General features: G+C 48.3%; 23 protein-coding genes. 22 read left to right on the top strand and 1 reads right to left on the bottom strand.

The features are described from left to right. The first annotated feature begins 35 nt into the window (after positions 1-35). The 15 genes from remA to spoVM all read left to right on the top strand — a co-directional run bounded on the left by remA (position 36) and on the right by spoVM (position 13884). Positions 36-305, top strand: a complete 270-nt coding sequence (gene remA / locus OQ477_RS07390; RefSeq protein ID WP_003154355.1) for an extracellular matrix/biofilm regulator RemA — start codon at positions 36-38, stop codon at positions 303-305. A gap of 7 nt (positions 306-312) precedes the next feature. Further along, a complete protein-coding gene (gene gmk, locus OQ477_RS07385; RefSeq protein WP_003154347.1) occupies positions 313-927 on the top strand; it encodes a guanylate kinase in 615 nt (204 codons plus the stop codon). Between the two features lie 3 nt (positions 928-930). Then, on the top strand, positions 931-1134 hold the full coding sequence (gene rpoZ / locus OQ477_RS07380; RefSeq protein WP_003154346.1) for a DNA-directed RNA polymerase subunit omega: 204 nt from the start codon (positions 931-933) through the stop codon (positions 1132-1134). A 90-nt stretch (positions 1135-1224) separates the two neighbouring features. Then, positions 1225-2445, top strand: a complete 1221-nt coding sequence (coaBC, locus tag OQ477_RS07375) for a bifunctional phosphopantothenoylcysteine decarboxylase/phosphopantothenate--cysteine ligase CoaBC (protein ID WP_265971975.1) — start codon at positions 1225-1227, stop codon at positions 2443-2445. Next, positions 2442-4853, top strand: a complete 2412-nt coding sequence (gene priA / locus OQ477_RS07370; protein WP_265971974.1) for a primosomal protein N' — start codon at positions 2442-2444, stop codon at positions 4851-4853. The genes coaBC and priA overlap by 4 nt, the downstream gene beginning before the upstream one ends. Before the next feature lie 24 nt (positions 4854-4877). Further along, the gene (gene def / locus OQ477_RS07365; RefSeq protein WP_095060034.1) at positions 4878-5360 is read left to right on the top strand and encodes a peptide deformylase; all 483 of its coding nucleotides are present in this window, start codon (positions 4878-4880) and stop codon (positions 5358-5360) included. A gap of 4 nt (positions 5361-5364) precedes the next feature. Next, a complete protein-coding gene (fmt, locus tag OQ477_RS07360; protein WP_265971973.1) occupies positions 5365-6318 on the top strand; it encodes a methionyl-tRNA formyltransferase in 954 nt (317 codons plus the stop codon). Next, entirely contained in the window at positions 6305-7648 is a 1344-nt protein-coding gene (gene rsmB / locus OQ477_RS07355) for a 16S rRNA (cytosine(967)-C(5))-methyltransferase RsmB (RefSeq protein ID WP_265971972.1), read from the top strand. Before fmt ends, rsmB begins: the two co-directional genes overlap by 14 nt. 3 nt (positions 7649-7651) lie before the next feature. Further along, positions 7652-8743 carry a 23S rRNA (adenine(2503)-C(2))-methyltransferase RlmN gene (rlmN, locus tag OQ477_RS07350; protein ID WP_003154339.1) on the top strand — a complete coding sequence of 364 codons (1092 nt, stop codon included), beginning with the start codon at positions 7652-7654 and terminating at the stop codon, positions 8741-8743. A 5-nt stretch (positions 8744-8748) separates the two neighbouring features. Then, positions 8749-9510, top strand: a complete 762-nt coding sequence (locus OQ477_RS07345; protein ID WP_265971971.1) for a Stp1/IreP family PP2C-type Ser/Thr phosphatase — start codon at positions 8749-8751, stop codon at positions 9508-9510. Beyond that, positions 9504-11447, top strand: a complete 1944-nt coding sequence (gene pknB / locus OQ477_RS07340; RefSeq protein WP_265971970.1) for a Stk1 family PASTA domain-containing Ser/Thr kinase — start codon at positions 9504-9506, stop codon at positions 11445-11447. The genes OQ477_RS07345 and pknB overlap by 7 nt, the downstream gene beginning before the upstream one ends. 14 nt (positions 11448-11461) lie before the next feature. Continuing rightward, positions 11462-12352, top strand: a complete 891-nt coding sequence (gene rsgA / locus OQ477_RS07335; RefSeq protein WP_007409752.1) for a ribosome small subunit-dependent GTPase A — start codon at positions 11462-11464, stop codon at positions 12350-12352. Position 12353: 1 nt separating this feature from the next. After that, entirely contained in the window at positions 12354-13007 is a 654-nt protein-coding gene (gene rpe, locus OQ477_RS07330; RefSeq protein ID WP_062623349.1) for a ribulose-phosphate 3-epimerase, read from the top strand. Between the two features lie 65 nt (positions 13008-13072). Next, positions 13073-13717 carry a thiamine diphosphokinase gene (locus tag OQ477_RS07325; RefSeq protein ID WP_265971969.1) on the top strand — a complete coding sequence of 215 codons (645 nt, stop codon included), beginning with the start codon at positions 13073-13075 and terminating at the stop codon, positions 13715-13717. Positions 13718-13803: 86 nt separating this feature from the next. After that, entirely contained in the window at positions 13804-13884 is an 81-nt protein-coding gene (spoVM, locus tag OQ477_RS07320; RefSeq protein WP_003154329.1) for a stage V sporulation protein SpoVM, read from the top strand. A gap of 77 nt (positions 13885-13961) precedes the next feature. Here spoVM and rpmB read toward each other — a convergent pair whose 3' ends face one another. Continuing rightward, on the bottom strand, positions 13962-14150 hold the full coding sequence (gene rpmB / locus OQ477_RS07315; RefSeq protein ID WP_003154328.1) for a 50S ribosomal protein L28: 189 nt from the start codon (positions 14148-14150) through the stop codon (positions 13962-13964). Positions 14151-14407: 257 nt separating this feature from the next. On the opposite strand from rpmB, the gene OQ477_RS07310 reads away from it, so the two are divergent. The 7 genes from OQ477_RS07310 (at position 14408) to plsX (ending at position 21892) form a co-directional block, all read left to right on the top strand. Further along, the gene (locus OQ477_RS07310; RefSeq protein ID WP_003154327.1) at positions 14408-14770 is read left to right on the top strand and encodes an Asp23/Gls24 family envelope stress response protein; all 363 of its coding nucleotides are present in this window, start codon (positions 14408-14410) and stop codon (positions 14768-14770) included. Positions 14771-14785: 15 nt separating this feature from the next. Further along, the gene (locus OQ477_RS07305; RefSeq protein ID WP_038457982.1) at positions 14786-16453 is read left to right on the top strand and encodes a DAK2 domain-containing protein; all 1668 of its coding nucleotides are present in this window, start codon (positions 14786-14788) and stop codon (positions 16451-16453) included. Between the two features lie 142 nt (positions 16454-16595). Beyond that, positions 16596-17258, top strand: coding sequence for an L-serine ammonia-lyase, iron-sulfur-dependent subunit beta (gene sdaAB / locus OQ477_RS07300; RefSeq protein ID WP_003154325.1), 663 nt, complete (start codon positions 16596-16598; stop codon positions 17256-17258). A 20-nt stretch (positions 17259-17278) separates the two neighbouring features. Further along, positions 17279-18181 carry an L-serine ammonia-lyase, iron-sulfur-dependent, subunit alpha gene (sdaAA, locus tag OQ477_RS07295; RefSeq protein WP_003154324.1) on the top strand — a complete coding sequence of 301 codons (903 nt, stop codon included), beginning with the start codon at positions 17279-17281 and terminating at the stop codon, positions 18179-18181. Continuing rightward, a complete protein-coding gene (gene recG / locus OQ477_RS07290; RefSeq protein ID WP_032874873.1) occupies positions 18159-20207 on the top strand; it encodes an ATP-dependent DNA helicase RecG in 2049 nt (682 codons plus the stop codon). The genes sdaAA and recG overlap by 23 nt, the downstream gene beginning before the upstream one ends. 106 nt (positions 20208-20313) lie before the next feature. Then, on the top strand, positions 20314-20880 hold the full coding sequence (gene fapR / locus OQ477_RS07285) for a transcription factor FapR (protein ID WP_003154320.1): 567 nt from the start codon (positions 20314-20316) through the stop codon (positions 20878-20880). A gap of 13 nt (positions 20881-20893) precedes the next feature. After that, positions 20894-21892 (top strand): phosphate acyltransferase PlsX, encoded by a 999-nt coding sequence (plsX, locus tag OQ477_RS07280; RefSeq protein ID WP_007409758.1) that lies wholly within the window; start codon positions 20894-20896, stop codon positions 21890-21892. Positions 21893-21895: the final 3 nt, after the last annotated feature.

The raw sequence follows: 21895 nt of genomic DNA, 5'->3' as shown, positions 1-21895 counted from the left end.
CTAGAGACGTCTATTTTACAGGGGGAACGTAGAAGATGACGATTAAACTGATTAATATCGGATTTGGCAATATCATCTCCGCCAATCGGATGATTTCGATTGTCAGCCCGGAGTCTGCGCCAATAAAGCGAATGATCCAGGATGCAAGAGACCGCGGAATGCTAATAGACGCTACATACGGACGAAGAACCCGTGCAGTTGTCGTCATGGATAGTGATCACATTATCTTATCTGCCGTCCAGCCTGAGACAGTTGCACACAGACTTTCTGTGAAAGAAGAAATTATGGATGAAGGGCAGGGGTAATTGCCGCATGAAAGAAAGAGGGTTATTAATCGTTCTCTCAGGTCCCTCCGGAGTTGGAAAAGGAACGGTTCGGCAAGCAATATTTTCACAACAGGACACGAAATTTGAATACTCAATTTCAGTCACGACGAGAAACCCGAGAGAGGGCGAGGTCGACGGCGTCGATTATTTCTTTAAATCTAGAGATGAATTCGAACGCATGATTGAAAACAACAAACTGCTTGAGTGGGCGGAATATGTCGGCAACTATTACGGAACGCCCGTTGATTATGTCGAACAGACGCTTCAAGAAGGAAAAGACGTCTTCTTAGAGATTGAAGTGCAGGGCGCGCTCCAAGTGCGGAATGCATTTCCGGAAGGCCTGTTTATCTTCTTAGCGCCGCCGAGTCTTTCTGAGCTGAAAAACAGAATCGTAACAAGAGGGACTGAAACCGACGATTTAATCGAAAACAGAATGAATGCCGCAAAAGCTGAAATCGAAATGATGGACGCGTATGATTATGTCGTTGAAAACGACGATATCCAAACGGCTTGTGATAAGATTAACGCAATCGTTCTCGCCGAGCACTTAAAACGTGAACGCGTCGCTCCGAGATATAAGAAAATGCTGGAGGTAGAATAACTTATGTTAGATCCGTCAATTGACTCTTTAATGAATAAATTAGATTCTAAATATACGCTGGTGACCGTGTCTGCAAGACGCGCGCGTGAAATGCAGATCAAAAAAGACCAGCAGATTGAACATACCATTTCTCACAAATATGTAGGCAAAGCTTTAGAAGAAATTGACGCGGGCCTGCTTTCGTTTGAAAGAGAAGACAGCGAATAACAAGCACACGTAGCAACCTATCTCTACATAGGTTGTTATTTTTTTCCGTTTGGGATTTGTCCAATGCTTTCATAAAGGGGAGAAGACTTCATGAAAAACCGAAACATTTTGCTATGCGTAAGCGGAGGAATTGCCGTTTATAAAGCTTCCGCACTCACGAGCAAGCTGGTTCAGGCCGGCGCAAACGTCAAAGTGATTATGACTGAGTCTGCGCGTGAGTTTGTTTCTCCGCTGACATTTCAGGCGCTGAGCCGGAATGAAGTGTATACAGATACATTTAATGAACAAAATCCGAAGGTGATTTCTCATATTGATGCCGCTGACTGGGCGGATTTAATTATTGTCGCGCCCGCTACGGCAAATATCATCGGCAAGCTTGCCAACGGAATTGCTGACGATATGCTCACAACGACGGTGCTGGCGGCTGAGGCCCCGGTCTGGGTGGCGCCTGCGATGAATGTCCATATGTATGATCATCCGGCGGTGAAACGGAACATCTCTGTGCTTTATCAGGACGGGGTCCGCTTTATCGAACCGAGTGAAGGCTATTTGGCATGCGGATATGTCGGCAAAGGAAGGCTGGAGGAGCCGGAGCTTATTGTTGAGCGTGTCAGAGAGCATTTTAAGGAGCCTGAAGACGATGCGCCGCTGAAAGGAAAACATATTGTCATTACGGCCGGTCCGACGCGCGAAGCCGTGGACCCTGTCCGCTTCTTCACAAATAAATCCACCGGCAAAATGGGCTACGCCGCTGCTGAAGCCGCCGTCCGTCTCGGGGCGCGGGTGACGCTGATTTCCGGCCCGGTGTCAATAGAGCCGCCAGTCGGGCTGTATCAGTTTCTTCCTGTGCAATCGGCAGCCGATATGAGAGAAGCCGTGCTTTCTGTGTTTGATTCATGCGACATGGTGATTAAGACGGCGGCCGTGGCCGATTTTACGCCGGCGGCTGTTTCTGATCACAAAATGAAGAAGAAAGACGGTTCGCTCGTGATCGAATTCAACCGTACGGCAGACATACTGAAAGAACTCGGCGAACGGAAAACACACCAGCTGCTGATCGGATTTGCAGCTGAAACGCAAGACGTCGAACGCTATGCGCGCAGAAAACTCGAACAGAAAAACCTTGATATGATCGTTGCGAATGATGTGAAAGCAGAAGGGGCCGGATTTGGTACGGATACGAATGTCGTCACCTTCTATTTCCGGGACGGAAGAAAACGGGAGCTTGCGCTTATGTCTAAACTTGACGTTTCCTTTGAAATGCTGAAGGAAATGACCGCTTTGAAAGCCGAGGACCGAAAACCCGTATGAATGTAGCAGAAGTCATTGTCGATGTCAGCTCCAAAAACATTGACAGACCCTTTGATTACAAAATTCCCGATCATTTAAAAGGGATGATCGAAGTCGGCATGCGGGTGATTGTCCCGTTTGGCCCGCGCAAGCTTCAAGGATTTGTGACCGGTTTGAAAGATTCGTCTGAGTTAAACGGCGGCTCAATGAAGGAAGTCGAGAAGCTTCTTGATTTGACGCCCGTTCTGACTGAGGAACTGATGCAGCTGTCTTCATGGCTTTCTGACAAAACGCTGTCGTTTAAAATCACGGCGCTTCAGGCAATGCTGCCCGCCGCACTGAAGGCGAAGTACGAGAAAGAGCTGAAAGTCGTTGACGAAGAAGCGCTGACACCGGAGATCAAACAGCTTTTCAGGAATCAAAAAAGTCTTCTGTACTCGGATATTACCGATGAAAGCATTCTTTCGTCACTTCAAAAATTCGTGCGCAAAGGAAGCATTGATGTCGCATATAAAGTCGCCCAAAAAACGAATAAAAAAATGATCCGCATGATCGAAGCGGGGGCAGACAAAGAAGAACTCGCCCGGCACGCAGATTCATTGACAAAGCAGGCTTCTAAACAGCTCGCCGTGCTTACTTATTTTATCGGCGGGGGAGCAAAGATTTCCGCGGCCGAACTTTGCAAAAAGACCGATTCCAGTTCAGCGACGCTGAAAACGCTTCTTAAAAAGGGGCTTCTTACGGAAAGCTTTGAGGAGGTTTACCGCGATCCTTATCAGGACAGAATGTTCAAAAAAACAGAGCCGCTCTCTCTTACAGAAGAGCAGCGGGCCGCTTTTGAGCCGATTAAACAAGCTGTAGCCGACCATGTCCATCACGTCTTTCTGCTTCACGGCGTCACGGGAAGCGGCAAGACGGAAATTTACCTGCAATCCATTGAAAAAGTGCTGGCAAAAGGACAAGAAGCCATCGTGCTCGTTCCGGAAATCTCGTTGACACCGCAAATGGTCAACCGTTTTAAAGGCCGCTTCGGCTCACAGGTTGCGGTCATGCACAGCGGATTATCCACAGGTGAAAAATACGATGAATGGCGGAAGATTCAGCGCAAGGAAGTCCGGCTTGTCGTCGGAGCCAGATCGGCCATCTTTGCCCCGTTTGAAAATCTCGGCATGATCATTATTGATGAAGAGCACGAATCTTCCTATAAGCAGGAGGAAATGCCGCGGTATCATGCAAAGGACGTAGCCATCCGCCGGGCCGAGCATCACAGCTGTCCAGTCGTCCTCGGGAGCGCCACGCCGACATTGGAATCATTTGCGCGGGCGAAAAAAGGCGTTTATGAGCTGCTTCCGTTAAAACATCGCGTAAATCGCCAGCTCATGCCTGACGTTTCTCTCGTTGATATGAGAGAAGAACTGAGAAACGGCAACAGATCAATGTTTTCAAGAGAGCTGATGGAACAGCTGGAAGAGAAGCTTGCAAAAAAAGAGCAGGCCGTCCTTTTTCTGAATAAACGGGGGTATTCCTCGTTTGTGATGTGTCGGGACTGCGGTTATGTGCCGCAATGTCCGCATTGCGACATTTCAATGACTTATCACCGCTACGGACAAAGGCTGAAATGCCATTACTGCGGCCATGAGGAACCTGTACCGGGAACATGCCCGGAATGCGGCAGCGAACATATCCGCTTTTTCGGCACGGGAACGCAGCGTGTGGAGGAGGAGCTTACCAAAGTGCTGCCTCAGGCGCGCGTGATCAGGATGGATGTGGACACCACTTCAAGAAAAGGCGCCCATGAAAAACTGTTGTCAGCGTTCGGTGAAGGGAAGGCGGATATCCTGCTCGGTACGCAAATGATCGCAAAAGGGCTTGATTTTCCGAACGTGACGCTCGTCGGAGTATTAAGCGCAGATACGACGCTTCACATCCCTGATTTCAGGGCCGCGGAGAAGACATTCCAACTGCTGACACAGGTAAGCGGACGGGCCGGGCGGCATGAAAAGCCGGGAACGGTGGTCATTCAAACGTATACACCGTCTCATTACAGCATTCAGCTGACGAAAACGCACGACTATGAAACTTTTTTTCAGCAGGAAATGGCGCACAGACGGGCCCAGTTATACCCGCCTTATTATTACGTGGCGCTGGTGACTGTTTCTCATGAAGAAGCGCCAAAAGCCGCGGTCACCGCAGAAAAGATTACAAACTATTTAAGAGCGGGATGCGGGCCTGATACGAAAATTCTCGGGCCTGCGGCTTCCCCGATCGCCAGGATCAAAGATAGATATCGCTATCAATGCGTGATAAAATACAGACAGGAAAACGAGTTGCAGATTCAGTTGAAAAAGATACTGGAGCACTATAAACGCGACATTGCGCAAAAGCATGTAATGATTTCAATCGATATGAATCCGTACATGCTGATGTAACATTAGTTTTTGGAGGGCAAAATTTTGGCTGTGAAAAAAATCGTCACACACCCGGCGGAGGTTCTGGAAACACCTGCCGAAGAAGTGACAGTGTTTGATAAAAAATTAAAAAAACTGCTTGACGATATGTACGATACGATGCTCGAAATGGATGGCGTCGGCCTCGCCGCGCCGCAAATCGGCATTTTAAAAAGAGCGGCCGTCGTGGACATCGGTGAAGAAAGCGGCCGGATCGACCTAGTAAATCCGGTTATTCTTGAAAAGAGCGGTGAACAGACCGGAGTCGAGGGCTGCTTAAGCTTTCCCGGGGTTTACGGCGATGTCACCCGCCCGGATTACGTAAAGGTAAAAGCCCACGACCGTAAAGGAAAACCGTTTATTTTAGAAGCGGAGGGTTTTTTGGCCAGAGCCGTTCAGCATGAAATGGATCATTTAGACGGCATTTTATTCACATCAAAAATTACGGCTTACTACACTGAAGAAGAACTGGCAGAAATGGAAGGATGATTGGATGACAAGGATCGTTTTTATGGGAACGCCCGACTTTTCAGTTCCCGTCCTGCGCACGCTTATTGAAGACGGGTATGAAGTAGTTGGCGTCGTTACGCAGCCTGACCGCCCGAAAGGCAGAAAAAAAATCATGACGCCCCCTCCTGTAAAGGCTGAAGCTGAACGTCACGGCATTCCCGTGCTTCAGCCCGAAAAAGTAAGGCTCGAAGAAGAAATAGAAAAAGTGCTCAGCCTGAAGCCGGACCTGATTGTTACGGCGGCATTCGGACAGATCCTGCCCAAGCAGCTGCTGGACGGCCCGAAATACGGCTGTATCAACGTACACGCGTCACTATTGCCTGAATTAAGAGGCGGAGCGCCGATACATTATTCGATTCTCCAAGGGAAGAAGAAAACGGGCGTGACGATCATGTATATGGTTGAAAAGCTTGATGCGGGCGATATGATTTCTAAAATCGAAGTGGAAATTGATGAAACGGATAACGTCGGCACGCTACACGACAAATTAAGCATAGCGGGGGCAAAGCTTTTGTCAGAGACCGTCCCGAACGTCATTTCCGGAAATATTAAACCGGTCAAACAGGACGAATCAAAAGCGACTTACGCGCCTAACATTAAGCGTGAACAGGAGCGGATTGATTGGGCAAAGCCCGGGGAAGAGATTTACAACCAGATCAGAGGTTTAAACCCTTGGCCTGTCGCCTATACAACTTTGAACGGTCAAAATATTAAAGTATGGGCTTCTGAAAAAGTTGCGGCAAAAACTGAAGCTGCGCCCGGAACAGTCATCCGCACGGAGCAAAACGGCATTGTCGTCGCAGCAGGAAACAGCACCGCCCTTTTAATCACAGAGCTGCAGCCGGCGGGAAAAAAACGGATGAAGGGCGAAGATTTTGTAAGGGGCAAAAATGTGCAGACCGGTGACGTGTTAGGAGAAGCAAATGAAGAAAATTAATGTCCGGGAGCTCGCCCTTGAAGCGCTTGAGAAGCTTGAACAAAATCAGGCATACAGCAACCTGCTTCTTACATCGGTTATCAAAACGAACACGCTCAGCGATCAGGACAGAGGACTCCTGACAGAGCTTGTCTACGGAACGCTGCAAAATAAAATCGCCTTAGACTATATGCTGAAGCCTTTTATCCGCAAGCCGAATAAGGTGAAGCCGTGGGTGATTCAGCTGCTTCGTCTGTCCGCGTATCAAATGGAGTATTTAGAAAAAATTCCGGATCGCGCCGCCATTCATGAAGCGGTTGAGATCGCCAAAAAACGCGGGCATAAGGGCATTGCGTCCTTTGTCAACGGCATCCTCCGCTCCCTGCAGCGTGAAGGGGCGCCGTCATTCGCTGAAATTGAAGACCCGGTTCTCCGTCTTTCCACAGAGACAAGCCATCCCGAATGGCTTGTAAAAGAGTGGGTCGAGGCGTACGGCTTTGAGGCAGCTGAAAAGATCTGCCGGATTCATCTCATTCCGCCGAAGCAGACGCTCCGTGTCAATCACATAAAGAGCGACAGGGAAACGGTGCTGAATGAGATGGAGAATGCCGGTCTGGAAGCAGAAGCCGGAGACCTTTCTCCTGATGCGATTAAGCTTTTAAAAGGAAGCATCGCGAACACGGCATTTTTCCAAAACGGCCGGGTATCCATACAGGATGAAAGCTCAATGCTTGTCGCGCGGGCGCTGGACCCGAAGCCGGGCGAAATCGTTTTAGACGCATGCGCCGCACCGGGCGGAAAGTCGGCTCACATTGCGGAACTGATGGAGAACGAGGGGAGCCTCACATCGCTTGATCTTCACCGCCATAAAGTGAAGCTGATTAAAGAGGGCGCAGAACGGCTCGGGCTTACGATCATCGACGCGCAAACGATGGATGCGCGAAAAGCGGGAGAGGCCTTTGGCGCAGAACGGTTTGACCGTATTCTCGTTGATGCCCCTTGCTCAGGTTTCGGCGTCATCAGAAGAAAACCCGATATGAAATATACGAAGACGCCGGAGGACAGCAGACGGCTGTCAGAAATCCAGCTCGGCATTTTAAGGGAAATCGCCCCATTAGTAAAAAAAGGTGGCACACTCGTATACAGTACGTGTACAATGGACCGGACAGAAAATGAAGAAGTTATGCATGCGTTTATACAAGAACACCCTGAGTTTGAACCCGATTTGTCTCTTGAAAAGCGGCTGCCTGAAAAGGCGAGACCCTTTGTTCAGGATGGAAGCCTTCAAATTCTTCCGTATTATTTCGGAACAGACGGTTTCTTTATTAGCAGCATGAGAAAGAAGGGATAAAAAATGACACAATTAAAAAAGACAAGCGTACGGAAAGAGCTGCGGACTGAGCAGCCGTCCATTTACTCTTTTGAATTAGATGAAATCAAACAATGGCTGACCGAGAATGGCGAAAAGCCGTTCCGCGCAGCACAGATTTTTGAATGGCTCTATGAAAAGCGGGTTTCTTCATTTGATGAAATGACAAACCTCTCAAAAAGCCTGCGTGAAAAACTCGAGAGCAATTTTGTGCTGACAACGCTGAAAACGGCTGTAAAACAGACATCTCAAGACGGCACGATGAAATTTTTATTTGAGCTTCATGACGGTTATACGATCGAAACGGTTTTAATGAGACACGAGTATGGTAATTCTGTATGTGTAACGACACAGGTCGGCTGCCGGATCGGCTGCACATTTTGCGCGTCAACGCTCGGCGGACTGAAACGGAATCTTGAAGCGGGAGAAATCGTCGCTCAAGTCGTGAAAGTGCAAAAGGCGCTTGATGAAACGGATGAACGCGTCAGCTCAGTCGTCATCATGGGAATCGGAGAGCCGTTTGATAATTTCAATGAAATGCTCGCTTTCTTAAAAATCATTAACCACGATAAAGGGCTGAACATCGGAGCGCGTCATATCACAGTTTCCACCAGCGGAATCATTCCGAAGATTTACGATTTCGCGGATCAAAAAATGCAGATCAATTTCGCGATTTCTCTGCATGCTCCGAATACAGAAATCAGAAGCCGTCTGATGCCGATTAACAAAGCCTATAAGCTTCCTGACCTTATGGAGGCCGTCAAATATTACATCGAGAAAACAGGCAGACGGATCAGCTTTGAATACGGGCTGTTCGGCGGCGTAAATGACCAGGTCGAACATGCAGAAGAGCTTGCAGAACTGTTAAAAGACGTGAAATGCCATGTCAATTTAATTCCGGTAAACTATGTGCCTGAACGGGATTACGTCCGCACACCGAGAGATCAGATTTTCGCATTTGAAAAAACGTTAAAATCCCGCGGTGTAAATGTCACGATCAGAAGAGAGCAAGGCCATGACATTGACGCGGCCTGCGGTCAGCTTCGCGCGAAGGAGCGTCAAGACGAGACGAGGTGAAGAGGTTGATTACAGCCTTGAAAACAGATACAGGTAAAGTCCGCCGGCATAATGAAGATGCGGCGGGCATTTTCAAAAAAGAAGACGCGGTGCTTGCGGTTGTCGCCGACGGCATGGGCGGTCATCTTGCCGGAGATGTAGCGAGCAGGATGGCGATTGCGGCGATGGAAGAGCAGTGGAACCGGACCGAAACGGTTCCTTCTCTGCCGTCTGCTTGCGAGGATTGGCTGAAAGACCGGATTCATGAGGCGAATCTCAAAGTACATGACCACGCTAAAGCGAATGAAGAATGCCGGGGAATGGGCACCACTGTTGTTTGCGCCTTATTCACCGGGAAGTTTGTCACTGTGGCTCATATCGGTGACAGCCGGTGCTACCTGCTTCAAGAGGGGGAATTCACTCAGCTGACTGAGGACCATTCGCTTGTGAATGAGCTGGTCAAGACGGGGGAAATTTCGAAAGAGGACGCCGAGCACCATCCGCGGAAAAATGTATTGACGAGAGCGCTGGGGACAGATGAAACCATCAGTCCCGACGCCCGTTCTTTTGAACTGTCTGACGGCGATCAGCTGCTTTTATGCTCTGACGGGCTGTCAAATAAAATAGAAGATCACGAGATCAAACAAATGCTTCAAGCCGAATCTGATCCTCAGGAAAAAGTAGACCTTCTCATCAGCAAAGCGAATCAAAACGGCGGCGAAGATAACATCACGGCTGTGTTGATTGAGTTTTCCGCAGATGCAAAAGAGGGTGAAGACAAGTGCTAACCGGCAAGCGGATCAGCGGGCGTTATCATATCCTCCGGCCCATTGGCGGCGGCGGAATGGCAAACGTTTTTTTAGCTGAGGACATCATTCTCGAACGTGAAGTCGCAATTAAAATTCTGCGGTTTGACTTTGTGAATGACATTGATTTTATCAGGCGTTTCAGAAGAGAAGCACAGTCGGCATCAAGCCTCGATCATCCGAATATCGTCAGTATTTACGATATCGGGGAGGAAGGCGATATTTATTACATTGTCATGGAATATGTGGAAGGCATGACATTAAAGGAATACATAAACGCACACGGGCCGCTCCATCCGAAAGAAGCGCTGTCCGTTATGGAGCAGATCGTCTCGGCCATCGCTCATGCCCATCAAAACCATATCGTGCACCGGGATATTAAACCGCACAATATATTGATAGATCATTTAGGGCATATCAAGGTGACGGATTTCGGCATCGCCACAGCGCTTACGTCTACAACAATCACACATACGAATTCTGTGCTGGGCTCGGTTCATTATTTGTCTCCGGAGCAGGCGAGAGGCGGTCTGGCAACGAAAAAATCAGATATTTACGCGCTCGGCATCGTGCTGTTTGAGCTTTTAACAGGTAAAATTCCTTTTGACGGAGAATCAGCCGTCAGCATAGCGCTAAAGCATCTGCAAACAGAAACGCCTTCCGCCAGAAAGTGGAACCCTTCCATTCCGCAGAGCGTTGAAAACATTATTTTAAAGGCAACCGCTAAAGACCCGTTTCACCGCTATGAAAGCGCCGAGGACATGGAAGCGGACATCAGAACGGCTTTTGACGCCGGCAGGCTGAATGAACAAAAGTTTTCCGTGCAGGATGATGAGGAAATGACAAAAGCCATTCCCGTTATTACTGACGGCGCAAAAGCCGTGCCTCAGGCGGAAACGCCGGGGGAGACGGATGATAAGGAACAGCAGCCCGCCAAAAAGAAAAAACGGAAATGGCCGTGGGTTTTGCTGGCCGTCTGTTTCATTTTCATTATGGCGGCTGTTCTTGCGGTCACCGTGTTTCCGTCTTTATTTATGCCTAAAGATGTAAGCGTCCCCGACGTACGGGGCATGAAGTACGAAAAAGCGGAAGCCCTGCTTGAAAAGAACGGACTCCGGGCGGATCCTGATATAACGGACATTGAAGATGAAAAAATAGAAGAGGAATTAATTGTCAAAACGGACCCAAAAGCGGGGTCTACCGTTAAAGAAGGCTCTTCTGTAAAACTGTATAAAAGCATCGGAAAACCGAAAACCCAGCTGATCGACGTGAAAGGGCGGCAGATCGGCGACGCAAAAAAAGCGCTGAAGGAAAAAGGCTTCAAACATGTCAATGTCAAAGAAGAGAACGATGACAGCGAGGCCGGCACCGTAATTGATCAGAACCCGTCAGCCGGCACCGACATGGTCGCAAGCGACGATGAAGTCAATCTAACGGTCAGCCTCGGCCCGGCGGACGTTACGCTGAGGGACTTAAAGACTTACAGCAAAGAAGCGGCTTCAGGGTATCTTGAAGATAACGGCCTGCAGCTTGTTGAAAAACAAGCCCATTCAGATGACGTGCCGGAAGGACAAGTCATGAAACAAGAGCCGTCAGCCGGTACTGCGGTTAAGCCGGGAAGTAATGTTGAAGTGACGTTCTCGCTCGGACCTGAAGAAAAACCGGCGAAAACGGTAAAAGAAAAAATCAGCATTCCTTACGAACCCGAACATGAAGGGGACGAGCTTGAAGTGCAAATCGCCATCGATGATAAAGACCACAGCATCTCTGATACGTATGACTCATTTAAAATAAAAGAGCCGACTGAAAAAACAATTGAACTGAAGATTGATCAGGGACAGAAGGGGTATTATCAAGTGATGGTCGATCATAAAGTTGTCAGCTACAAAACGATTGAATACCCGAAAGATAATGACTGACAAGGAGGGACCCTATGCCTGAGGGCAAAATTATAAAAGCGTTAAGCGGATTCTATTATGTCTTGGATGAATCACAGGACAAGATCATTCAATGCAGGGGCCGGGGCATTTTCAGAAAAAATAAAATAACGCCCCTGGTCGGCGATTATGCCGTTTATCAGGCTGAAAATGATAAAGAAGGCTACCTGCTGGAAATCAAAGAACGAACAAACGAGCTGATCAGGCCGCCGATTTCAAATGTCGATCAGGCCGTTCTTGTCTTTTCTGCCGTTCAGCCGGCGTTCAGCACGTCCTTATTGGACCGTTTTCTCGTCCTTGTGGAAGCCAACGGCATTCACCCGATCATCTGCATAACCAAAATGGACTTAGCTGCAGACGGGGAATCGAAAGAGGCGATACTTTCTTATGTGAAAGACTATCAGGCGATCGGTTATGACGTATATGTGACGTCATCAAAAGAAAACAGCGGTTTAACAGGCATTGTGAAACACTTCGAGAACAAAACAACGGTGTTTGCCGGTCAGTCGGGAGTCGGAAAATCTTCGCTTTTAAATGCGATCAGCCCGGAGCTTGAGCTGAAAACAAACGAGATTTCCGCGCATTTGGGACGCGGAAAACATACGACGCGCCATGTGGAGCTCATTCATACATCAGGCGGTCTTGTGGCGGATACTCCGGGATTCAGTTCGCTTGAATTTACCGGCATTGAGGAAGAAGAGCTGGGCAGCACGTTCCCTGAGATCAGAGAAATAAGCGCCTCTTGCAAATTCAGAGGCTGTCTGCATCTTAAGGAGCCGAAATGCGCGGTAAAGCAAGCGGTGGAAGAAGGAGAGATTCAGCCGTACCGCTATGAGCATTACAAAGAATTTATGCAGGAAATAAAAGAGAGAAAGCCGAGGTATTAATATGATTAAGGTTGCGCCATCAATTCTTTCCGCCGATTTTGCTTCACTGGGCGAGGAAATTAAAGACGTGGAAAAAGGAGGGGCGGACTATATCCATATTGATGTCATGGATGGCCATTTCGTCCCTAACATTACAATCGGGCCGCTTATCGTTGAAGCCGTCCGTCCGGTGACTGATCTGCCGCTGGATGTCCATCTTATGATTGAAAACCCGGACCGCTACATCCCGGCATTCGCAAAAGCCGGTGCGGACATCCTTTCTGTTCATGCTGAAGCGTGTCCGCATCTTCACCGGACCATTCAATTGATAAAAGAGCAGGGGGTAAAAGCGGGAGTTGTGCTCAATCCGCATACGCCCGTCCACATGATTGAACATGTGATCGAGGAGCTTGACCTTGTGCTGTTAATGACGGTTAACCCCGGTTTTGGCGGACAGCGCTTCATTCATTCGGTTCTGCCGAAAATCCGTCAGGTCAAACAGCTGGCTGAGGAGAAAGGCCTGTCTGAGCTTTTAATCGAGGTGGACGGAGGCGTTAATAAAGAAACAGCCCCTTTATGCGCTGAAGCGGGCGCCAATCTGCTTGTTGCCGGGTCTGCCGTATATAATCAGCCGGATCGGAAAAAAGCCATCGCTGACATCCGAAACGCGTCATAAACATGCTGAAAAAGAGCCCGGTGAAAGCCGCCGGCTCTTTTCGCGTCTAAGAGAGAGGAAAACATATGAAGACAATCAATATCGTTGCGGGCGGCCCGCGGGAGCTTATTCCCGATCTATCCGAATACACAGGCGGAGATACGACGTGGGTCGGAGTCGATAAAGGGACGGTTGCTCTTTTGGAGGCCGGAATCATTCCGCAGGAAGCTTTCGGTGATTTTGACAGCATTACGGAAGAGGAGCTCATGCAGATTCAAAAAGCGGCGCCGGCCCTCCATGTATATCAGGCGGAAAAAGATTATACCGATCTTGAACTCGCCCTTGACTGGGCTTTACAACTAGAACCGAAGACCATTCGGATATTCGGTGTGACGGGCGGAAGAGCCGATCACTTTTTAGGGAACATCCAGCTGCTGTATAAAGCCTTACATAAGAATACCGATGTCGAGCTGATCGACCGGCAGAATGACATTCAGATGTTCGGGCCCGGCCGTTATACAATTGAAGAAAAAGCAAGCAGACGCTATATTTCTTTCATTCCGTTTACGGAAGCGGCAGACGGCCTGACGCTCGACGGTTTTAAATATCCCCTTGATAATTGTCATATTCCTCTGGGTTCCACACTATGTATTAGTAACGAACTCATTCATTCACGAGGTACTTTTTCGTTTGCAAAAGGCATATTAATAATGGTAAGGAGCGCGGATTAGAAAAGCGGCTTCTGCCATATGCGGAAAAAACCATGAATCCTAAAGTGATGAACGCAGCGGATACGGGACTTATAGGAGGGGACAAAATGAAATTTTATACCATTAAATTGCCGAAGTTTTTAGGAGGAATTGTCCGGGCGATGCTGGGCTCATTTAGAAAAGAGTAAGCCCAAGAAGCTGAAATTGCCCTCTTTGAACGCATAAAAAACGCCTGCCGCATAAAAGGGCAGGCGTTCATTTTTGCTTATACACGCTCAACTTTACCGGATTTTAAAGCCCGGGCAGATACATACACTTTTTTAGGTTTGCCGTCAACAAGGATGCGGACCTTTTGAAGGTTGGCGCCCCAAGTACGCTTAGAAGCGTTCATTGCGTGAGAACGGTTGTTTCCGGCTTTTGTTTTTTTACCTGTAATAAAACATTTACGTGCCATTTGTTTCCCTCCTAACTGCGCGAAACATCTTTTCAAACATAGTTTCTCAGATGCTTTCGTTATACAATACTTTAAATAATTTACCACAGCTAAAAACCGTTTGCAACTATTGTTTCCCTTACTTTCAAGAAAAATCACTTGACATGTAAAACCAATCACATTTCGCGCTGAAGGCCGCTGTCTGTATCTTTTCTTTTCATAATGGGATACATATAGTAGAATAATGATAACTCTATGCACCTGAAGGAGGAACCTGTGTGTCCATTGAAATGAAGACAAAATACGGACAGATTGATATATCCAACGAAGTCATCGCAATGGTTGCCGGAGGCGCTGCCATTGACTGTTACGGAATAGTGGGGATGGCCTCAAAAAACCAGATTAAAGACGGTTTGTCTGAAATCCTCCGGAGAGAGAACTTCGCAAAAGGCGTACATGTCCGTCAGGAAGCCGAACAAATACATATCGACATGTACATTATTGTCAGCTACGGCACTAAAATATCCGAAGTAGCCCACAATGTTCAGACGAAGGTAAAATACACAGTAAATCAAACAATCGGACTTGCAGTTGATTCTGTAAATATTTATGTCCAAGGCGTACGAGTAACGAACCCGTAGTGAGGAGGATGAGTATTGTCTAGACGAAACTTAGATGGGAGAGCTTTTGCGGCAATGATTCTGGCGGGGGCTGAGACATTGTCTCAAAACGCATCCGCGGTGGATGCGCTGAACGTGTTTCCCGTGCCTGACGGCGATACCGGAACAAATATGAATTTATCGATGTCATCCGGTGCAAGAGAGGTAGAGCACATTGACTCACCCGACATCGGCAAAGTCGGCATCGCCCTGTCAAAAGGCCTGCTTATGGGGGCGAGAGGAAACTCAGGGGTGATCTTGTCCCAATTGTTCAGAGGTTTCACAAAGAGCATTGAAAACAAAAACCAAATAGACGCCCAAGAATTTGCCGCAGCACTCCAAGCGGGAGTGGATATGGCATATAAGGCGGTCATGAAACCGGTTGAAGGAACGATTTTAACCGTGGCCAAGGATGCGGCTAAAAAAGCGGTCGCCTCGGCTAAAGAAGAAACCGATATCATTGCTCTCATGGAGGCCGTTATTGAAGAAGCGGAAGCGTCGCTGAACCGCACGCCGGATCTGCTTCCTGTTTTAAAGGACGTCGGTGTCGTTGACAGCGGCGGAAAAGGTCTGCTTTGTGTATATGAAGGCTTTTTGTCTGCTTTAAAAGGAGAGGCCGTACCGAAAAAAGCGGTTCTTCCGGCACTCGATGATATGGTGAATGCCGAGCATCATAAAAGCGCGCAGAGCATGCTGAGTACAGAAGATATTGAATTCGGATTTTGTACGGAAGTGATGGTAAGGCTGGATCAAGATAAACGGACGTTCAAGGAAGAGACGTTTAGAAATGAACTGAGCCGTTTCGGCGATTCATTGCTGGTCGTGGCTGATGATACGCTGGCGAAAGTCCATATTCATGCCGAAGAACCAGGGAACGTACTCAATCTCGCACAGCGTTACGGCGATTTGATTAAAATTAAAATTGAAAACATGAGGGAACAGCATACTTCAATCATCAGCCAAGAACATGATGAAAAAAAGCCGGCCGGCGTTATGAAAGAAGCCCGCAAGCCTTTTGGCATCGTGACTGTGGCAATGGGAGAGGGCATTTCTGAATTGTTTACGAGCATCGGCGCTTCACACGTAATCGAAGGCGGCCAGACAATGAATCCGAGCACGGAAGATATTGTTGAAGCCGTTCAGTCTGTCAATGCGGAGACGGTTTTCATTCTTCCGAACAATTCCAATATTGTGATGGCTGCCAATCAGGCGGCGAGCGTGGCTGAAGAAAATGTCATTGTCATTCCGGCAAAAACGGTCCCTCAAGGCATGACCGCCCTGCTTGCGTTTAACCCTGACCAGCCGGCTGACGTAAATGAAGCCAATATGCTTGAGGCCATCCGGAATGTGAAAAGCGGACAGGTGACATATTCAGTCAGAGACACCCATATTGACGGCAAAGATATTAAAAAAGGTGATTTTATCGGCATTTTAAACAGTTCAATTATCGGCAGCGCCGAAGATCGGATGAGTGCGGCGAAATTGCTGCTGGATGAAATGATCGGGGAAGAAGATGAAATCGTCACCATCCTGTACGGAGAGGACGCGCCGGAAGAAGAAGCTGAGAAACTTGCTGAGTATATTGCAAGCGTCTGTGAAGATATCGAGGTTGAAATCCATAACGGCAGACAGCCTCTGTATCCATATATATTTGCGGCAGAGTAGAAGGGCTTATCAGGCCCTTCTATTCTTATGCCTTTATTTACCTGCGGCAGTGCGGCAGTGTGCCTGCTTGCCAATTGAGAAATGTTCAATTAGTCTAAAGAAAAGCGCTGAATAGAGTGATGTTAAGGAGGAACAAACCAGCATGAAGTATAGAAGCGTTTTTGATATTATCGGCCCGGTAATGATCGGTCCGTCCAGTTCACATACCGCAGGCGCCGCCCGGATCGGCAGAGTGGCCAGAAGCCTATTCAGGCGGGAGCCCCGCCGGATCGTTGTGTCTTTTTACGGATCATTTGCGGAGACATATAAGGGTCACGGCACTGATGTCGCGATTATCGGCGGCCTGCTTGATTTTGATACATTTGATGAACGGATTAAAACAGCGATTCAAATTGCGGAAGAGAAGGGCATATATGTAGAGTTCCGTACAGAGGATGCCGTGCCTGTTCATCCGAATACAGCGCGTATCGTCATTTCTGATGATGAGGGAGAGCTTGCCCTTACCGGTATTTCCATCGGCGGCGGAAAAATAGAAATCACGGAGCTCAACGGCTTTGAGCTGCGTCTTTCCGGAAACCATCCGGCTATTTTAGTCGTTCACAATGATAAATTCGGCACGATTGCAGGCGTTGCCAATGTGCTTGCGAAATTCTCTATCAACGTCGGACATATGGAAGTGGCGCGTAAGGACGTCGGCCAGCTTGCGCTGATGACGATTGAGGTCGATCAGAATATTGAAGAAGAAGTGCTTGACGAGCTTTCAACACTTCCTAATATTATACAGGTTACTAAGATAGCTGACTAAAAAGTCAGGAGGAAAATGACATGTTTCGTAATGTAAAAGAATTAATAGAAATCACTCAAGAAAAACAAATTCCGATTTCGGAAGTGATGATCACCCAAGAGATGGAAGTAACGCAAAAAACGCGGGAAGAAATCTTTCAAGGAATGGAGCGCAATCTCTCCGTCATGGAAGCAGCTGTTGAAAAAGGGCTGAAGGGCGTCACGAGTCAGACCGGTTTAACAGGCGGAGATGCCGTGAAACTTCAGGCATACATCCAATCGGGAAGAAGCCTGTCGGGCAATCTGATTTTAGACGCCGTTTCTAAAGCTGTCGCGACAAATGAAGTCAATGCGGCCATGGGAACGATCTGCGCTACACCGACCGCCGGTTCTGCCGGGGTTGTGCCGGGAACGTTATTCGCCGTAAAGCATAAGCTGAACCCTACGACAGAACAAATGATCCGTTTTCTGTTTACAGCCGGCGCGTTCGGTTTTGTCGTAGCAAATAATGCGAGTATTTCAGGAGCGGCAGGAGGCTGTCAGGCGGAAGTCGGGTCAGCATCAGGCATGGCAGCGGCTGCGATTGTGGAAATGGCGGGCGGAACGCCTCAGCAATCAGCGGAAGCAATGGCGATTACACTGAAAAATATGCTCGGTCTCGTATGTGACCCGGTCGCCGGATTGGTAGAAGTGCCGTGTGTCAAACGAAACGCAATGGGAGCATCCAACGCAATGATCGCGGCGGATATGGCGCTGGCCGGGATTACAAGCCGCATTCCTTGCGATGAGGTGATTGACGCGATGTACAAAATCGGCCAGACAATGCCGACAGCACTGCGTGAAACGGGACAAGGCGGTTTAGCCGCGACACCGACGGGAAGAGAATTAGAGAAAAAAATTTTCGGAGGAGCGCTGAAATCAAGTGACACACCATCAGCAAACTAGTATAGCGGAAATTAAGGGCATTGGGCCGGAAACAGAAAAAACATTGCACGAACTTGGTATCTATGACATTTCTGATCTTCTGAATTATTTCCCTTACCGTTATGACGACTATGAGCTGAGGGACTTAGAAGAAGTAAAACATGAAGAAAGAGTGACGGTAGAAGGGAAGGTTCATTCAGAACCTTCTCTTACCTATTACGGCAAAAAACGAAACAGGCTGACATTCAGGGTGCTTGTCGGCAATTATTTAATTACCGCGGTCTGCTTTAACCGTCCCTACTTAAAAAAGAAACTGACGTTAGGTTCTGTCGTCACAATATCCGGGAAATGGGATAAACACAGACAGACCGTTTCCGTGCAGGAATTAAAAAACGGTCCTCATCAAGAAGATAAAAGCATTGAGCCTGTTTATTCCGTTAAAGAAAACGTCACCGTAAAAATGATGAGACGGTTTATTAAGGAAGCGCTGGAGCATCATTTGGACAGTGCGGCCGATCCGCTTCCTGAAAAATTGAGAATCCGCTACAAGCTGCCTGATTACAAACATGCCCTGCAGACGATGCATCAGCCTGAAACGAGGGAATCGTTACAGCAGGCAAGACGCCGGTTTGTTTACGAGGAATTCTTATTATTTCAGCTGAAAATGCAGGCGTTCCGTAAAGCGGAAAGGGAACAGTCAAAAGGCATCAGCCATGTGTTTCCTGCTGAAAAGCTCGCCGCTTTCACAGACAGCCTGCCGTTTTCGCTCACAACCGCACAGACGCGCGTGCTTCGGGAAATTACCGCTGATATGACATCCCCTTACCGAATGAACCGTCTGCTGCAAGGTGATGTCGGTTCAGGGAAAACGGCCGTCGCCGCCATCGCTTTGTACGCTGCGATTCTGTCGGGGTATCAGGGGGCATTAATGGTGCCGACTGAAATTCTGGCCGAACAGCATGCAGATTCTCTCGTATCGTTGTTTGCAAATGAAGATGTGAATATCGCGCTCTTGACGAGTTCTGTTAAAGGAAAGCGGCGCAGGGAGCTTTTGGAGCGGCTTGCTCTCGGAGAGATTGATATTTTAGTAGGGACCCATGCTTTAATCCAGGACGAAGTGGAATTTAAAGCGCTGAGCCTTGTTATTACGGACGAGCAGCACAGGTTCGGAGTCGAACAGCGCAAAAAACTCAAGAATAAAGGCCAGGATCCGGATGTGCTGTTTATGACAGCCACCCCGATTCCGAGAACGTTGGCCATTACCGTCTTCGGAGAAATGGATGTTTCCGTGATAGATGAAATGCCCGCGGGGCGAAAACAAATCGAAACGTATTGGGTGAAACACGACATGCTGGAGCGGATTTTGGCTTTTATAGAAAAAGAGCTGAAACAGGGAAGGCAAGCCTATATTATCTGCCCGCTCATTGAAGAGTCGGATAAACTGGATGTACAGAATGCGATTGACGTATATAACATGCTGTCTGACGTTTACCGCGGGAAATGGAATGTCGGCCTGATGCACGGGAAGCTCCATTCTGATGAAAAAGATCAGGTGATGAGAGAATTCAGTGCCAATCAATGTCAGGTACTTGTGTCAACAACCGTCGTAGAAGTCGGGGTGAACGTGCCGAATGCGACGATTATGGTCATCTATGACGCCGACCGTTTCGGATTATCTCAGCTCCACCAGCTCCGCGGCCGGGTCGGGCGGGGAGACCACCAATCTTTCTGCATCTTGATGGCAGATCCGAAATCCGAAACCGGGAAGGAACGGATGAGAATCATGTCGGAGACAAACGACGGCTTCGAGCTGTCTGAAAAGGACCTTGAACTGCGCGGTCCCGGGGATTTCTTCGGGAAAAAACAGAGCGGTATGCCCGAGTTCAAGGTGGCGGATATGGTTCATGACTACAGAGCTTTGGAGACGGCCCGCCAGGATGCGGCCAATCTGGTGTCTTCAGAGGCTTTTTGGAAAGATGACGAATACCGCATGCTGCGCGGTCAATTACTTTCAAGCGGCGTCCTGGAAGGGGAGAAATTAAGCTGATTCTGTAAAATTCGGCGGCTTTCAAAAAACAATCATTGCATTCCAATCTATGAGATTATATACTACTATTAGTACCTAGTCTTAATTGTCCGGATGGTGTTTACAGATGAGAAGAAGCAAAAAAGAACGCCAAAAACTATTGCAGCAGACGATCAAATCGACACCCTTCATCACAGATGAAGAATTAGCGGGGAAGTTCGGCGTCAGCATTCAGACGATCCGTTTAGACCGCTTAGAGCTCTCAATACCGGAGCTGAGGGAAAGAATTAAAAACGTGGCAGAACAAACGCTTGATGATGAAGTGAAATCACTGTCTTTAGACGAAGTGATCGGTGAAATTATTGATCTGGAGCTTGACGGCCAGGCCATTTCCATATTAGAAGTAAGACGCGAACATGTCTTCAGCCGCAATCAAATTGCGCGGGGGCATCATTTGTTTGCGCAGGCGAACTCACTCGCCGTAGCCGTCATTGATGATGAGCTGGCGCTGACCGCAAGCGCAAATATCCGCTTTACAAGACAGGTGAAAGAAGGCGAGCGCGTCGTTGCGAAAGCCAAAGTGACGGCAGTCGAAAAAGAAAAAGGCAGAACGGTAGTTGAAGTCAACAGCTATGTGGGAGAAGAAGTCGTGTTCTCCGGCAGCTTTGACATGTACCGTTCAAAACAATCATAAAGGTGGAGCATGCATGAGAATAGCTGTAGATGCAATGGGAGGCGACAACGCACCCAAAGCTGTTATTGACGGAGTAATGAAGAGTATTGAGGCATTTGACGATCTTCATATTACGCTGGTCGGTGACAAGACAACGATAGAATCACACTTGCCAACAACATCAGACCGCATCACTGTGTTGCACGCCGATGAAGTGATTGAACCGACGGATGAACCGGTCCGCGCCGTACGCAGAAAGAAAAACTCTTCTATGGTGCTGATGGCGCAGGAAGTGGCTGAAAACAGAGCGGACGCCTGCATCTCAGCGGGGAATACAGGCGCACTCATGACAGCGGGACTGTTTATCGTCGGCAGAATTAAAGGAATCGACCGGCCTGCGCTTGCGCCGACGCTTCCGACCGTTTCAGGCGACGGTTTCCTTCTTTTGGACGTGGGAGCCAATGTCGATGCCAAACCGGAGCATCTCGTCCAGTACGGAATTATGGGATCTGTATATGCCCGGCAGGTTCTCGGAATCAGCTCGCCCCGCGTCGGCTTGTTAAATGTCGGCACGGAAGAAAAGAAAGGAAACGACCTGACAAAAAAGACGTTTGAATTATTAAAAGAAACAAACGTGAATTTTGTCGGAAACGTAGAGGCGAGAGACTTGCTCGAAGGCGCTGCTGACGTCATCGTCACAGACGGCTTTACGGGCAACGTCACGTTGAAAACATTGGAAGGTTCAGCGTTATCGATTTTTAAAATGCTGAAAGATACACTGACTTCAAGTTTTGTTTCTAAGCTCGCAGCGGGAGTGCTGAAGCCGAAGCTGATGGAAATGAAACTGAAAATGGACTATTCTGAGTACGGCGGGGCGAGTCTTTTCGGTTTGAAAGCGCCCGTCGTTAAAGCGCACGGCTCTTCTGACGCACGCGCTGTTTACCATGCGCTGCGCCAGGCGAGAGAAATGGTCAGCCAAAACGTGGCCGCATTTATAGAAGAAGAAGTAAAAGAAGAAAAAACAGATGAGTAGTCT

The sequence above is a fragment of the Bacillus sp. ChL18 genome (genome assembly GCF_026241425.1).
Lineage (GTDB): Bacteria > Bacillota > Bacilli > Bacillales > Bacillaceae > Bacillus > Bacillus velezensis.
The sequence above is the reverse complement of the archived record's forward strand: the minus strand, read 5'-3'. Positions and strand labels throughout refer to the sequence as shown.

Coding starts and splice junctions, on each gene's coding strand:
- plsX (WP_007409758.1), top strand. CDS start 20,894: ATGAGAATAGCTGTAGATGCAATGGGAGGCGACAACGCACCCAAAGCT.
- rpe (WP_062623349.1), top strand. CDS start 12,354: ATGATTAAGGTTGCGCCATCAATTCTTTCCGCCGATTTTGCTTCACTG.
- rsmB (WP_265971972.1), top strand. CDS start 6,305: ATGAAGAAAATTAATGTCCGGGAGCTCGCCCTTGAAGCGCTTGAGAAG.
- gmk (WP_003154347.1), top strand. CDS start 313: ATGAAAGAAAGAGGGTTATTAATCGTTCTCTCAGGTCCCTCCGGAGTT.
- fapR (WP_003154320.1), top strand. CDS start 20,314: ATGAGAAGAAGCAAAAAAGAACGCCAAAAACTATTGCAGCAGACGATC.
- fmt (WP_265971973.1), top strand. CDS start 5,365: ATGACAAGGATCGTTTTTATGGGAACGCCCGACTTTTCAGTTCCCGTC.
- coaBC (WP_265971975.1), top strand. CDS start 1,225: ATGAAAAACCGAAACATTTTGCTATGCGTAAGCGGAGGAATTGCCGTT.
- sdaAA (WP_003154324.1), top strand. CDS start 17,279: ATGTTTCGTAATGTAAAAGAATTAATAGAAATCACTCAAGAAAAACAA.
- rlmN (WP_003154339.1), top strand. CDS start 7,652: ATGACACAATTAAAAAAGACAAGCGTACGGAAAGAGCTGCGGACTGAG.
- rsgA (WP_007409752.1), top strand. CDS start 11,462: ATGCCTGAGGGCAAAATTATAAAAGCGTTAAGCGGATTCTATTATGTC.
- sdaAB (WP_003154325.1), top strand. CDS start 16,596: ATGAAGTATAGAAGCGTTTTTGATATTATCGGCCCGGTAATGATCGGT.
- OQ477_RS07325 (WP_265971969.1), top strand. CDS start 13,073: ATGAAGACAATCAATATCGTTGCGGGCGGCCCGCGGGAGCTTATTCCC.
- rpmB (WP_003154328.1), bottom strand. CDS start 14,150: ATGGCACGTAAATGTTTTATTACAGGTAAAAAAACAAAAGCCGGAAAC.
- rpoZ (WP_003154346.1), top strand. CDS start 931: ATGTTAGATCCGTCAATTGACTCTTTAATGAATAAATTAGATTCTAAA.
- remA (WP_003154355.1), top strand. CDS start 36: ATGACGATTAAACTGATTAATATCGGATTTGGCAATATCATCTCCGCC.
- spoVM (WP_003154329.1), top strand. CDS start 13,804: ATGAAATTTTATACCATTAAATTGCCGAAGTTTTTAGGAGGAATTGTC.
- priA (WP_265971974.1), top strand. CDS start 2,442: ATGAATGTAGCAGAAGTCATTGTCGATGTCAGCTCCAAAAACATTGAC.